Raw genomic sequence first — 13,407 nt, 5'->3', positions numbered from 1 at the left:
CAGAAACAGGAGAATACGATGTCTGAGAATAATAGTGGTGGTAAGTGCCCGGTCATGCACGGGTCCAATACGCAGGAGCAGGGCAATGTGGCGGCCTGGTGGCCGGAGAACCTGAATCTGGACATCCTGCACCAGCACGACAGCAAGACTAACCCGATGGGCGAAGACTTCGACTACCGCGAAGAAGTCAGAAAACTCGATTACGAAGCGCTCGAAAAGGACATGCACGAGCTGATGACCAACAGCCAGGATTGGTGGCCGGCAGATTGGGGTCACTATGGCGGTCTGATGATTCGTATGGCGTGGCACGCGGCAGGCACCTACCGGCTGGCCGACGGCCGTGGTGGCGGTGGCACCGGCAACCAGCGTTTTGCTCCTCTGAATTCCTGGCCCGATAACGGCAACCTCGATAAGGCCCGCCGCCTGCTGTGGCCGATCAAGAAGAAGTATGGCAACAAGGTAAGCTGGGCCGACCTGTTTATCCTTGCCGGTAACATTGCCTATGAGTCCATGGGCTTCAAAACCTTTGGCTTCTCATACGGCCGTCAGGACATTTGGCACCCTGAGAAAGACATCTACTGGGGCGCTGAAAAAGAGTGGCTGGCGCCGTCCGATAGCCGCTACGAAGACGTAGACAAGCCAAGCACGATGGAAAACCCTCTCGCCGCGGTACAGATGGGGCTGATCTACGTGAACCCGGAGGGTGTGAATGGCAAGTCTGACCCGCTCAAGACCGGTGAACAGGTGCGTGAAACCTTTGCCCGTATGGCGATGAACGATGAAGAGACGGCCGCGCTGACCGCCGGTGGCCATACCGTAGGTAAGGCCCACGGTAATGGCAACGCCGACGCGCTTGGGCCAGAGCCCGAGGGGGCAGATGTTGAAAACCAGGGCTTTGGCTGGATCAACCCAAACATGCAGGGCAAGGCGACTAACGCCATTACTTCCGGCATAGAGGGTGCCTGGACCACCAATCCGACCAAGTTCGACATGGGTTATTTTGACCTATTGTTTGGTTACGACTGGCAGCTGACCAAGAGCCCGGCTGGCGCAAACCAGTGGGAGCCGGTCGACATCAAAGAAGAGCATATGCCGGTTGACCCGACGGACATGACCACACGCGTCAAGCCGATGATGACCGACGCCGACATGGCCATGAAAATGGACCCGAAGTACCGCGCCATCTGTGAGAAGTTTATGGCAGATCCGGAGTACTTCAAAGACTGCTTCGCCCGTGCCTGGTTCAAGCTGACACACCGGGATATGGGGCCGAAGTCCCGTTACATCGGCCCGGACGTTCCCGCTGAAGACCTGATCTGGCAGGACCCGGTTCCCCAGGGTGAGACCAACTACATTGAGGAAGTGGTCAAAGAGAAAATCGCTGACGCTGGCCTGAGCCTGAACGAGCTGATCACCACCGCCTGGGACAGCGCACGCACCTTCCGTGGCTCAGACATGCGCGGCGGTGCCAACGGTGCCCGCATCCGCCTGGCCCCTCAGAAAGACTGGGAAGGCAACGAGCCGCAGCGCCTGGCCAAGGTATTGAAGGTTTATGAGAAAATCTCAGCCGACACCGGCGCGAGCATCGCTGATGTCATCGTGCTGGGGGGTAACCTGGGTATCGAGATGGCGGCCAAGGCCGCTGGCCATGACGTGCACGTGCCGTTCCTGAAAGGCCGTGGCGATGCCACCGACGCAATGACCGATGCGGCATCGTTCGAGCCGCTGGAGCCGCTGTCTGATGGCTTCCGTAACTGGCAGAAGAAAGACTACGTGGTCAAACCGGAAGAGATGCTTCTGGACCGTGCCCAGCTGATGGGCCTGACTGCGCCGGAGATGACGGTTCTGCTGGGCGGTATGCGGGTGCTGGGTACCAACTACGGTGGCACCAAGCACGGCGTGTTCACAGATCGCGTTGGCCAACTGACCAACGACTTCTTCGTGAACCTGACCGACATGGCTAACCGTTGGGAGCCGACAGGCAAGAACTCCTACAACATCGTGGATCGCAAGAGCGGCAATACCAAGTTTACGGCGACCCGTGTTGACCTGGTGTTCGGTTCCAACTCGATCCTGCGTGCCTACGCAGAGCTGTACGCCCAGGACGACAACGAAGCCAAGTTCGTGGAAGACTTCGTAGCCGCCTGGACCAAGGTAATGAACGCAGACCGCTTCGACGTGAAGAAGTAAGCTGCAGTAACCAGCCGGGCATCCTGTTTCGGGATGCCCGGCTACCTATTTGCCCCCGAATTCCTTACAATCCGCTCCGCCTGATTTTTGATCAGCCGTCATTGATCTTTTTCTCAGTATCTGGAGCTTTCATGCGAATCATCCTTGCCCCGATGGAAGGGCTGGTCGACGCACCCATCCGTGAAACCCTGACCAAAGTGGGCGGGATTGACCGGTGCGTGACGGAATTTATTCGCGTGACCCACGGCATGCTGCCGCCCCGGATTTTCTACAAGTACGCCCCGGAACTTCACAATAACGCGCTGACCGAAGTGGGCACGCCCGTCGCCGTGCAGTTGCTGGGTTCAAACGCCGAAATGATGGGCCGCCACGGAGCCAAGGCCGCTGAACTGGGAGCAGGGCAGGTGGATATCAATTTTGGCTGCCCCGCCAAAACCGTGAACAAGCACAAAGGTGGTTGCGTGCTGATGCGGGAGCCAGAGTTGATGTATGACATCACCGCGGCCGTGCGCAAAGCAGTGCCTGCCAATATTCCTGTAACCGCCAAGATGCGCCTGGGCTACGACGACCGCTCCATGGGTGTGGCCTGTGGCCAGGCACTGGAAGCCGCCGGGGCATCGGAGATCGTGATCCACGCCCGCAGTAAAGTGGATGGCTACAAACCGCCCGCCTACTGGGAAGAGATTGCCAAAGTGCGCGAAGCGGTCCAAAGCCACGTCATCGCCAACGGCGAAATCTGGACAGTGGAAGACTACTGGCGCTGCCGCAAAGTCTCTGGCTGCGATGACGTGATGATTGGCCGTGGCCTGATTGCCCGGCCAGACCTGGCGGCGCAGATCAAAGCCTCGCAGCAGGGTGACTCCATAGAACCCATGACCTGGCCGGAAGCAGTTGCCCTGGTGCGTGAATATGCGGCAGCCCTGCAAACCCGCCTGGAAGACAAATACGTGACCGGTCGCATCAAACAGTGGCTTAACTACCTGCGCCAGGGCTTTGCCGAAGCCGAGGCCCTATGGCCCCAGGCCCGCAAAATTCGGGACGTTGCCCCCATGCTGGCTTGCCTGGGCAAGCCGGATGATTTACCGACCCATAGCACCAACGCTGCCTGACTCCCCCCTTGTGCCTTCGCTCTCGACTACACTGGTACGAACCGGTGTAGTTGTCGTAAATCTTTTCGGTTCCGATAAACGAGAGGGATGGCACGATGAAAACCAAGAAACGCCATTGGCCCCTTGGCCTGGTAGTGGCGGCGGGGTTGGCTTTGACCGCTTCAGCCCAGGCCGACGACGCTGTGGTCAAAGTTACCCCACTGGGCAGCCACGATGGTGAATTCTGCAGCCGCGATCGCGCACTGATCTTTGAAGACCCGAACGGCACCCGCATTCTGTACGATGCCGGCCGCACTGTCGCCGGCCCGGACGACCCACGCCTGGGTAATATCGACGTTATCCTGGTGTCCCACATGCACGGGGACCACGTGGGCGACCAGCGAATTGACAAAACCAATCAGGGGAGCTGTGGCAATCCGGAGACCTCGGTTTCCAGCTTGCCCCAGTCCAATACCGTTGATATCGCCTTGAAAAAGAATTCAACCATCGTCACTGGCAGCGAGATGCCCGCGTTCTTCGCCGCTAAGCTGAAGGAAGGCGGCGGTGATCCCGGTAAGTCACTTCTGGTTCGTTTTGGCGGGAGTCGGGACGTTGGTGGCGTCTCCATTACCACCGTTCCGGCCGTACACAGCAACGGTGTTTCGCCGTCGTTTCTGACCGGCCCGCTGGCGGATTACCTGGCCGCTGCCGCTGTCAGTGCCAGTGTTGGGCCACCAACTGGCTATGTGCTGACATTCTCTAACGGGCTCGTCGTATATTTATCTGGCGACACGGGCATTACTGCAGAGCAGAAGCTGGTAGTGAAGGAGCACTACGGCGCGCAGCTGGTGGTTATTAACATTGGTGATACCTTTACCACCGGGCCCACGGAAGCGGCCTATGTGATCAACGACCTGATCAGCCCGGCTGCGGTGATCGCCTCGCACGCCAATGAAGCCGCTACCGAGAACGGCAAGGTGGTAGCCGGCTCACGCACGGCCCGGTTCACCGAACTGGTGTCTGCGGCCGTACATGTGCCCCTCAGTGGACGCACCATGGCATTCAATGGAGCGGCCGGTTGCATCAGCGGCTGTAACTGAAGCGCTTTAGTCAGAGCTCTCCAGCTCTGGAGAGTAACTGCCGGAACGGGCCAGGCCATTAAGCCTGGCCCGTTTTTTCAGGGCCGCCTGGGCTTTGTCGGCATTGTCCAGCATACCGGCCCAGGCTTTCTGCGCTGGCTCCTGCAGGGCACGGCCGTAGGAAAAACTGAGTTCCCAGGGGTGGTAACCCATGCTGTTCAGGGCGTTCAGGTTTTCGGTGGATTCCTCCGGGGTTTGGCCACCGGACAGGAAGAATATGCCCGGTACAGCCGCCGGCACCACCCGCCGGAACACGCTCAGGGTGGCTTCGGCAACCTGTTCCGGGCTGGCTTTGCCCGTTTCTTTGCCCGGTGTCACCATACTGGGTTTCAGCACCATGGTTTCCAGGTCCACCCGGTGGCGGTGCAGTGCCTTGAACACTTCCAGCAGCACATCTTCACTGACTTCTGCCGCGCGTTCGATGCTGTGGTTGCCATCTATCAGAACCTCGGGTTCCACAATCGGCACTATGCCCATGGACTGGCATACGGCGGCGTAACGGGCCAGCACCTCGGCATTGGATTTGATCGCCTGGAACGAGGGCAGGGTGTCGGAGATATGGAACACATCCCGCCACTTGGCAAAGCGCGCGCCCATGGATTTGTAGTGCTCCAGGCGCGTGCCAAGGCCATCCAGCCCGTAGGTGATTTCATCGCCCGGGGCGTTTACCAGCGGGCCTTTGCCCTGGTCCACCTTTATGCCAGGAACAATGCCCCGGCTGGCCAGCAGCTTGGGGATGGCAACATCGTCCAGGCTCAGTTGCTCCAGCGTTTCCTCGTACAGAATAACGCCGCTTACGTGCGCTCCAAGCTTTGGCGTGGAAAAGATGATGCTGCGGTATTCGCGCCGGGTGGCTTCCGTGGATTCAACGCCCACCGCCTTGAACCGCTTGGCAATGGTTGGGGCGCTCTCATCTGCCGCGAGAATACCTTTGCCCGGCTGGACCAGGTCGGCAATGGTGGCTAATAGCTCCTGTTTAACGCTCATGGCTCCTCCTTGGTTGCTGATTCTGCAGTGGTCGAGATGTATTCAGTGTAGTCTCAAAAAGCCCGGCTGTTATTTGATCTGGGCTAAGGCGGGAACGCATCGCAGGTTCTAGACTTAAGGTATAACAAGATCATACTGGAGCCCGCCATGAAAACCGTCGTCAGCGTCAGCCAGGGATCGTCTGAGTACGACTATGAGCTGGAAACCGAATTTCTGGGCCATACGTTTCGTGTGGTGCGAGTGGGCACCGATGGCAATCTCGATCGGGCCGAGGCTGTTCTCGATTCGATTCGCGCGCAGGCTGATGCCATCGGCCTGAGCATGATGCACGACCACTACCACTACCAGGTGGGCCGTGAGCAGCTTGAACACCCGGATACCGCCAGGCTGGAAGCCTGTGTACCAGACAAACCGATCACCACCGGGGTGGGCTTGCGGGGCATCCTCCAGGAGTGGGCGGTTCGCCATACCCAGACGGAGCTGGGCCACTTTTTCGATAACGCCCGGGTGTTGTTCCTCAATGGCCAGGCCGGATTCCGCATTGCCAGGGCCTTGTCTGAGCATACCGACAACCTGTTCTTCGCCGATCCATACCTGGACTTTGGCGTTCCCCGGCTACTCAATTCGCTGAACCAGCTCGAAGCCTATACCAAGCTCACGGCCCCGGTGATGTTCAGCCCCAACGCCGTCAGGGTTATAGAACGATTGCACCGAAGCCCCCTCTACCGCATGGGGGAGAAGCTGATCAGCGGCTCATTGCATGAGGCGGTAAAAGACTGCCATGTGATCGTCGGTGCTATGGGTGATCTTGAAGTGTTTTCCGAGAAGGAACTGGATGGCAAAACTGTGATTACCTCCAGGGTCACCACATCCGCCCTGGACTGGTTCCGCTCCCGGCGCGTGGCCATGGTGGTGGATTACAGCCCCTGGCTGGAAGGCCGCCCGGTGGGGGTCAACGTGATGGAGGCGATGATCAGTGCGGCTCTGTCTCGCACACCGGAGCAACTGGGTGCGGACGATTTCCTGGACGTGATTGAACAGTTGGGGGTAGAGCCCCGCATCCTGTACCCGAACGGCTACCGTCGGATCAACCGCTTTGCCTTTGTGATTCACCCGTTGTCTCAGCAATACCTGACCAAAACCCCGCCCCTGGATTGGGTAGCGAGCGTGTCGCCACCGGCGGTGATGAACCTTGTGGAGAAGGCCATTGCCTACACGCCTCCGTTTGTTTACTCCAAGGTTTCGGGCATCCAGTCGCCCACCGGCGATGAGGTGGAAGGCTGGCTGATCACCGTAGGTGGCACACCCAGGGAAATCATGGCCCACGACCCGGAATTCACCTACAGCCGATTGCTGGCGGCGGCGAATCTGGCGAAAAAGCTGGGCGCCCAGATCATGGGGCTGGGGGCGTTCACCAAGGTAGTGGGTGATGCGGGGATCACCGTGGCCAAGCGGGCACCGCTGCCCATCACCACTGGCAACAGCTACAGCGCCTCGGGCGCACTTTGGGCGGCCCACGATGCGGCTAAGAGGATTGGCCGTGTCAGCATTGGCAAGAGCGGGAAGATGGCCGGCAAGGCCATGGTTGTCGGCGCCACTGGCGCTATCGGCTCGGTCTGCGCCCGGTTGTTGGCCAAGGCCGTGGATGAAATCTACCTGGTGGCACCGGAGGCCGCCAAGTTGTTATCCCTTAAAGAAAGCATCGAACAGGAAACCCCGGGCGCCATCGTGCATGTGGCCGCCACCACCAACCGTGACCTGGGTGATATGGACATGGTGGTCACTGCCACCTCCGGCGCCGGTAAACGTATTCTGGACATCATGCAGGTGAAACCCGGTTGCGTGATCACAGACGTGGCCAGGCCCCTGGATATCCCGGCGGAAGACGTGGCCAAGCGGCCCGATGTGCTGGTGATTGAATCTGGAGAGATCAAACTGCCTGGCATCGTGAAAATGAAAGATATCGGCCTGCCCAAGGGCATTGCCTATGCCTGCCTGGCAGAAACCATCGTGCTGGCGCTCGAGGCAAGGTTCGAGAATTTCACCCTGGGCCGGAACATTGAATGGGAAAAGGTGCGGGAAATATACAAACTGGGCCTGAAACACGGCATGGAGCTGGCGGCTGTATCCGGCGTTAACGGGGTGTTTACCGAGGAAGATTTCGAGAGAGTGCGCACCTTGGCCGCCCACGCCACCGAACCGGCCTGAACCAGGCAAAGGCCTGAAGTGTGCGGGTAACGGAGGATTTTGGCCCACAAACACCTGCCGCCCACTCCCGGAGCAGCGTAGCCTGTTGACTACGCAATAAACAAATGGCTTCGGGAGAGTTCTGCCATGAACGCGCCAGTGTCACAGATCAAGAAAACCAGCAATGCAGCTTACCGGACCGCAACGCCCCCTGGATTTCTACCGGAAGTGCGCAGCCCGGATTTCGAGTTTCCGGAAGACCTGCCAAGGTACTGGTGGGACAACGACCCGGCAAAAACCCTTTTGCTGGCGGCGTTGTCTGCCAGCTTCCCGCCGGGAGAGAGATTCTTCATTGATACCGTTCGCCACTACCAGAACCAGATTACCGACCCTGAACTGAAAAAAGCGATTCGCGCGTTCATCGGCCAGGAAGCTCACCACTCGAAAGAGCATAAAATGATGAACGGCTTCCTCGAAGAGCGGGGGGTTAACCTCAGCCGGTTGGAGCGGGAAGTCCAGTGGTTTATGAACTGGATGCGTAAGCGCTTCACACCGGAGAGACAGCTGGCCCACACAGTGGCAGTAGAGCATTTTACCGCCCTGATGGCCGAAGAATTCCTGCTGAAATACGATGCCCTTGAAGAGATGGACCCCCGCATCGCACCGGTCTGGGCCTGGCACGCCATTGAGGAATCCGAACATAAAGCCGTGGCATTTGATGTCTATAAAAGCGTGGGCGGCAGTGAGTTCATTCGCGTAACGGAAATGATGTTTGTCAGCGTGATGTTTCCGTTGTTCAGCAGCATTCACCTGATCCAACTGATGAAAGCCGATGGCCAGCTGGGCAACCTGAAATCCTGGGCCAAAGGCCTGAACTACATGTGGGGCAAACCGGGGGTCTTCCGCAAACTGATTCCGTCCTACCTGAAGTATTACAGCCCGAACTTCCACCCCTGGGACAACGATGCCCGGGATCTGGTGGAGAAGGCCAAGAAGCGTTGGTTGCCGGCCTCACTTCAAGGCTGAACAGCACCATTTGCATTCGTTGAGGGGGCAGCCGCAATGGCTGCCCGTCTGATCATGCCGTTAGGTCCTTGCGCATGTTGTAGCGCAGGAACTGAGCCCCGCGAACCGTCACCCGCTGTTCATCCACCACCTCAAAACCGTGGCGTTCAAAGAAGGGCTTGGCCACTACGCTGGCTTCGGTTTTCAACTCTTTTGCGCCTTTGGCAATCAGTTGCTGTTCCGCCTCATGATACAGCGTGGAGGCAATGCCACGACGGGCATAGTTAGGGGCAGTAAACACCAGATCAATGGTGCCGTCGTCATCGTAGGAGATAAACCCGGCCAGGTCCTGGCCTTCTTCCGCCACCAGGGTTTCCAGTGACTCCAGCCTTTGCCGCCAGGTATCCAGGTGCGGCGTACGGGAGGCCCAGGCAAACCGCTGGGTTTCGTCATAGGCGCCGGCCGTGAGTTCATGCACGGAATCGGTAAACAGGCGAACTACCGGGCTCAAATCCTGAATACGGTACTTGCGAATAGTGATCGACGTGATTGTGCTCATGATGACTCAGTGTGTACCTGTGTGGAGCACGGGTTAATAATCCATAAACCCGCTACTCCAGTCAGCATACCGACAACCGCAGGAAAATCCAGCCCTTGCTAATAGGCCTGTTCCAAAGCTCCTGCCTTTATCTGTTCGCTCTGTCGTGCCCCAATCTTAAAACGATCAACAAGGCGTTGCAGATCCCCACCCAACTTTGCCAATTCGTTGCTCGAAGCCGAGATCTGATTAGTCGCGGTAGCCGATTGATCAGTTACCTCACGAATGGTGACCATTCCTTCGCTGATGCCCTCTGCAACAGACGTTTGTTCCTCAACAGCAGTTGCGATCTGTTGGTTCATTTCCTGGATGTTCGATACCGCATCATTAATCGTTTTGAGGGCTTCACCTGCGACCCTTGCTGCAGTTACCGTGGCTTCCGCGCTTTCGCTATTTCTCGTCATGCTGGTGACAGCGTTTTCAGCGCCGTTCTGCAGCGAATTCACAAGCGTCTCTATTTCAACCGTTGAATCTTGAGTTCGTTGTGCAAGGCTTCTAACCTCATCTGCTACAACAGCAAAGCCTCGGCCTTGCTCACCTGCACGGGCAGCCTCTATGGCAGCGTTAAGAGCAAGTAAGTTGGTCTGCTCCGCGATGCTCTTTATGACATCAAGTACAGTTCCAATGTTGGCGCTCTCTGCTCTCAATTTGTTGATGTCTCGTGCACTTTCCTCGACTTCATCCGAAAGAGCTTCGATTTTGCGGACAGTATCCCGAACTACCTCAAATCCTTCTCTGGCATGCCGATCCGCCATTCCCGCGGAATCTGCAGCTGATTCCGCGTTTCTCGCAACATCCTGGACGGTTGCTGTCATTTCCTGCATTGCCGTCGCGGCTTGATCTGTCTCATCACGTTGTTGCGCTGCACCAGCACTGGTTTGTTCGGTAACGGCTGAAAGCTCCTCAGAGGCGCTCGCAATCTGCGCAATCCCGTCTGCCAATTCTTGCACAATGCGTCGGAGATTGACGGTCATGGCTTGCATAGCCTTCATTACTTTACCGATCTCGTCGCGTCGGTGAGTTGTGAGGTCAGTGGTTAGATCACCTTCTGCAACCCGATTTGCTGCGCTTACGACCTGATCCAGGGGCTTCACGATAACCCGAGTGATAACCAACATCGAAACGATGCCCAAAATGAAGGCGACTATGGTGGCTACAATTAGCTGATTCACAACCTGTTTTTCCCTGTCAACCATCGCTTGCTGCTGTTCCACATATACGTTCATTGCGGCATCGGTTGTGCGGCGGGCGTTGAGAGTCATTTGTGCCTCACTTGAGTTCATACGTTCAGTGTTCCGTACCAACCGCTGTAACTGCTCTCGGTAGTTAACCAGCACTGTCTCGACGCTTGTGATCTGATCACTGGCCGCTCCTAGAACTTCGCCAGAGAGTGCCCCCAATTCGTCTTCCACAGCATCGATTCTCGAGATGACGGTATTCACGTAATCGTTGTTCTGCGTTAATAGGTAGTTTTTCTCATCGTTCCGAGCTTCAAGTATTTCAAACGCGAGCGCGCTTGCACGTTCGGCCGCCTGAGAAGCATTGATGAGATCTCTGTCTCCGGACAAATCGATCTGACGATTCGCAGCGCGGCGCAGTTGCGTCTCAAGGTTGCGCAGTTCCGAGACTGCCAGTCGCGCTGACTGCTCCATCTGCTGTTGAACGGTCTCCCGCTCCTGAATTTGCTCGACCGTCCCGTCTAGATCCCTTTCATAGTTTTGAATACTTGTGATCACCTCTTCTAGCTGTGATCGTCGGCTCGCTGATTGCGATGTTTCATAATTGTTACGTGCGGATTCGAGGCCTTTGTTTATCGCTAATTTAGCGTCATCGATGTACTTTTGATCGGCTCGTATCAGAAAATTTTTCTCATTGAAGCGCGCTTGAGATAGGTAGTCGTCAATTGCTGAGACGGATTCAACTTTCTCGTTTTCCTTTATTAGATATTCGAGTGAATAGATGCTCACTCCGGATAGAGCTGAAATCAACGCAAGAAGTAACCCAAATCCTACAGTTAGCTTCCACCTTATTGATAGATTGATAAAAAAATCTTTCACTTAATTTCTCTCCGCTGCAGCTAAATAAATGTAATTACGAAAATCAAGCATAGGCAAATATTCAACTTGATTGTTGAAAGAATTGTAATTTTATTTATCTTTTAAAATTTCTGAATTTGTTTAAATAAAATACTAATAATTATTATTAAAATTATGATGGTTTTTGTTCAATTAGCTTAATTCGGATAAGTAATGGATGTCGCAACGTGAGCGCTTGTCGCTCGGAGCGCTGTGGTTTGAGTTAGATCAAGTCAGGGAAACTCCGTCCTGTATTCTTTTCAGTAGAGCATCTGCTTTCAACTCGACAGGGGGCATTTATGACTACGCAAGCCGGCATTTGGATGGATTACAGAAAAGCCATCACCGTGATACTGAACAATGATCACGTAGACCTGACAATCATCGAATGTGAAGAGGAACATCCTTCAAAAACTTCGGGAGGGCATCGGCAGGTGTCACCATTCTCGCATCAAGACGTTGTAGCGGAGGATCACCGCAAACGGCGATTTGAGGGGGGAATGGAGAAGTATTTTGACCGGATTATAAGGAGGATCAAATCGAGTTCCGATGTTGTACTGGTGGGGCCCGGGCAAGCCAAGAAAGAGTTCCAGAACTACCTTCGGGAGCACCACCCTGGACTAAGGGTGCGGGAATGCAAATCGGTGCAGGCCATGAGTAACGCGGAATTCACACGATATGTCTGCAAGTTTTATAACCACGCATACAGCTAATGGCTGTAGCTATGAAAAATCGTGATCAGGAAAACATGACAAACAATTTTGAAATTTGATCTGTATCAGAAAAAGTATGCTCAATATTGGTTAATTTTTGATCGGAAGGGGTCGGGGAGGATGCCGTCATGATGGTCAGGGACATAATGCATAAAGGCGTCAAAAGCTGCGCCTCTAACAGTACGCTCGACGATATAGCGACCCAAATGTGGAATGAAGACATTGGCGCCATGCCAGTGGTGGATCAGAATCGCAAGCTCGCCGGAATGATTACCGACCGCGACATAGCCATGGCAGCAGCCTTGAAACACAAACCCTTGTGGGAAATCTCAGTGCAGGATGTGATCGCCGGGAAATCCTGCCACTACTGCCGTCCTGATGATGAGGTGCACCAAGCTCTTGAGCTTATGGGCGAATCCAGAATTCGACGCATACCGGTTGTGGATGAGGGAATGCATGTGACTGGCATGATCGGCCTGAAGGATGTGGTAGAGCACACATACGGCCAGAGCGGCCAGCGCAAGAAGTCCACCATTTCTGCAGACGATCTGCTAACAACGTATCAGAAAATTTGTAAGCCGAATCTACTGCAGGCCACAGCATGAACCAACAGGCAAGTTATTGGATCGGAGCGCTGAATACGCCCCGATCCTGCTTAAATTGCCAGCTCGGCCATTTGTGTTTGCCCGGCCAAAGTACGTTCGAGCAACTTGCGCGAATCGAGGTCGCTGCTCGTCAGCAAATTACCTATAACTCGAAAGCCACTATTTTCAGTCAGTGGTCGCCGTTTACCTCCTTTTTCATTGTGAAGAGTGGTTCGGTGAAGACTGTTCACGTAAATCGCAGGGGTGATGAAAAGGTTTTGGGTTTCTATCTGCCGAGCGAAATGTTCGGGCTCGAAGGCGTTGTGAATGGCACCTATGGCTGCACGGCAACCGCCATGGAAAGGTCCACGATCTGCCGGCTGAACTTTGAGAAACTTCAGGAACTTAGTTGCCGATTACCCTCGATGCAGCAGTGGTTATTAAAAAGCTTCTCGCGAGAACTCAATAACGTCGAAAGGATGACCCGATGGCTGAGCTACAGCACCGCAGAGGAGCGAGTAGTGGGATTCCTGCTAGACATCTCCAACAGACATCGCAAGCGGCATTTGATAGAGAATCAATTCAGGCTTGGTATGGCAAGAACGGATATTGCGAACTATCTTGGGCTTGCTTTGGAAACCGTTAGCAGGATTCTGACCCGACTCCAGAAAGAGAATGCGATTCGTATCTGTGGTCGGCACGTGGAACTGCTGGATATCGAACTTTTACGTAATCGAGTAAGTGGAGAAAACCTCCAACAGATGGCTGCCGGAACATTTGATTCCGCAAGCGGTCAACCTCACCAAAGTTTTGTGCAGATCGGATGAGCACAATGACATGC

11 protein-coding genes are annotated in these 13,407 nt (G+C 55.4%); 8 read left to right on the top strand and 3 right to left on the bottom strand.

Features of this window, described 5'->3' with window-relative positions; translation table 11 throughout:
• The first annotated feature begins 18 nt into the window (after positions 1 to 18).
• From katG to C7H10_RS18145, 3 genes are all read left to right on the top strand, one after another.
• Entirely contained in the window at positions 19 to 2,190 is a 2,172-nt protein-coding gene (gene katG / locus C7H10_RS18155; protein ID WP_106695942.1) for a catalase/peroxidase HPI, read from the top strand.
• Positions 2,191 to 2,321: 131 nt separating this feature from the next.
• Complete coding sequence (locus C7H10_RS18150; protein ID WP_106695941.1) at positions 2,322 to 3,299, top strand: tRNA dihydrouridine synthase; 978 nt, start codon at positions 2,322 to 2,324, stop codon at positions 3,297 to 3,299.
• A 95-nt stretch (positions 3,300 to 3,394) separates the two neighbouring features.
• Entirely contained in the window at positions 3,395 to 4,378 is a 984-nt protein-coding gene (locus C7H10_RS18145; RefSeq protein WP_106695940.1) for an MBL fold metallo-hydrolase, read from the top strand.
• Between the two features lie 6 nt (positions 4,379 to 4,384).
• Here the strand turns inward: C7H10_RS18145 and C7H10_RS18140 are convergent, their stop codons facing one another.
• On the bottom strand, positions 4,385 to 5,404 hold the full coding sequence (locus C7H10_RS18140) for a class I fructose-bisphosphate aldolase (RefSeq protein WP_106695939.1): 1,020 nt from the start codon (positions 5,402 to 5,404) through the stop codon (positions 4,385 to 4,387).
• A 147-nt stretch (positions 5,405 to 5,551) separates the two neighbouring features.
• Here C7H10_RS18140 and C7H10_RS18135 point away from each other — a divergent pair, with 147 nt between their 5' ends.
• Both C7H10_RS18135 and C7H10_RS18130 read left to right on the top strand, forming a co-directional pair.
• On the top strand, positions 5,552 to 7,612 hold the full coding sequence (locus C7H10_RS18135) for a dehydrogenase (RefSeq protein ID WP_106695938.1): 2,061 nt from the start codon (positions 5,552 to 5,554) through the stop codon (positions 7,610 to 7,612).
• A 126-nt stretch (positions 7,613 to 7,738) separates the two neighbouring features.
• Positions 7,739 to 8,617: a metal-dependent hydrolase gene (locus C7H10_RS18130; protein WP_106695937.1), complete on the top strand. Its 879-nt coding sequence runs from the start codon at positions 7,739 to 7,741 to the stop codon at positions 8,615 to 8,617.
• 52 nt (positions 8,618 to 8,669) lie between these two features.
• Here C7H10_RS18130 and C7H10_RS18125 read toward each other — a convergent pair whose 3' ends face one another.
• Together C7H10_RS18125 and C7H10_RS18120 are read right to left on the bottom strand one after the other, a co-directional pair.
• Positions 8,670 to 9,155 carry a GNAT family N-acetyltransferase gene (locus C7H10_RS18125; RefSeq protein ID WP_058090570.1) on the bottom strand — a complete coding sequence of 162 codons (486 nt, stop codon included), beginning with the start codon at positions 9,153 to 9,155 and terminating at the stop codon, positions 8,670 to 8,672.
• 98 nt (positions 9,156 to 9,253) lie between these two features.
• Positions 9,254 to 11,251, bottom strand: coding sequence for a methyl-accepting chemotaxis protein (locus C7H10_RS18120; RefSeq protein WP_106695936.1), 1,998 nt, complete (start codon positions 11,249 to 11,251; stop codon positions 9,254 to 9,256).
• Positions 11,252 to 11,568: 317 nt separating this feature from the next.
• Here C7H10_RS18120 and C7H10_RS18115 point away from each other — a divergent pair, with 317 nt between their 5' ends.
• The 3 genes from C7H10_RS18115 (at position 11,569) to C7H10_RS18105 (ending at position 13,393) form a co-directional block, all read left to right on the top strand.
• Positions 11,569 to 11,982, top strand: coding sequence for a hypothetical protein (locus tag C7H10_RS18115; RefSeq protein ID WP_106695935.1), 414 nt, complete (start codon positions 11,569 to 11,571; stop codon positions 11,980 to 11,982).
• A gap of 128 nt (positions 11,983 to 12,110) precedes the next feature.
• Positions 12,111 to 12,587: a CBS domain-containing protein gene (locus C7H10_RS18110; protein WP_106695934.1), complete on the top strand. Its 477-nt coding sequence runs from the start codon at positions 12,111 to 12,113 to the stop codon at positions 12,585 to 12,587.
• Positions 12,584 to 13,393: a Crp/Fnr family transcriptional regulator gene (locus C7H10_RS18105; RefSeq protein ID WP_106695933.1), complete on the top strand. Its 810-nt coding sequence runs from the start codon at positions 12,584 to 12,586 to the stop codon at positions 13,391 to 13,393. Before C7H10_RS18110 ends, C7H10_RS18105 begins: the two co-directional genes overlap by 4 nt.
• Positions 13,394 to 13,407 lie beyond the last annotated feature (14 nt).

It is taken from the genome of Marinobacter shengliensis (genome assembly GCF_003007715.1).
Taxonomy (GTDB): Bacteria; Pseudomonadota; Gammaproteobacteria; order Pseudomonadales; family Oleiphilaceae; genus Marinobacter; species Marinobacter shengliensis.
This window is presented reverse-complemented; position numbering and strand designations above follow the sequence as displayed.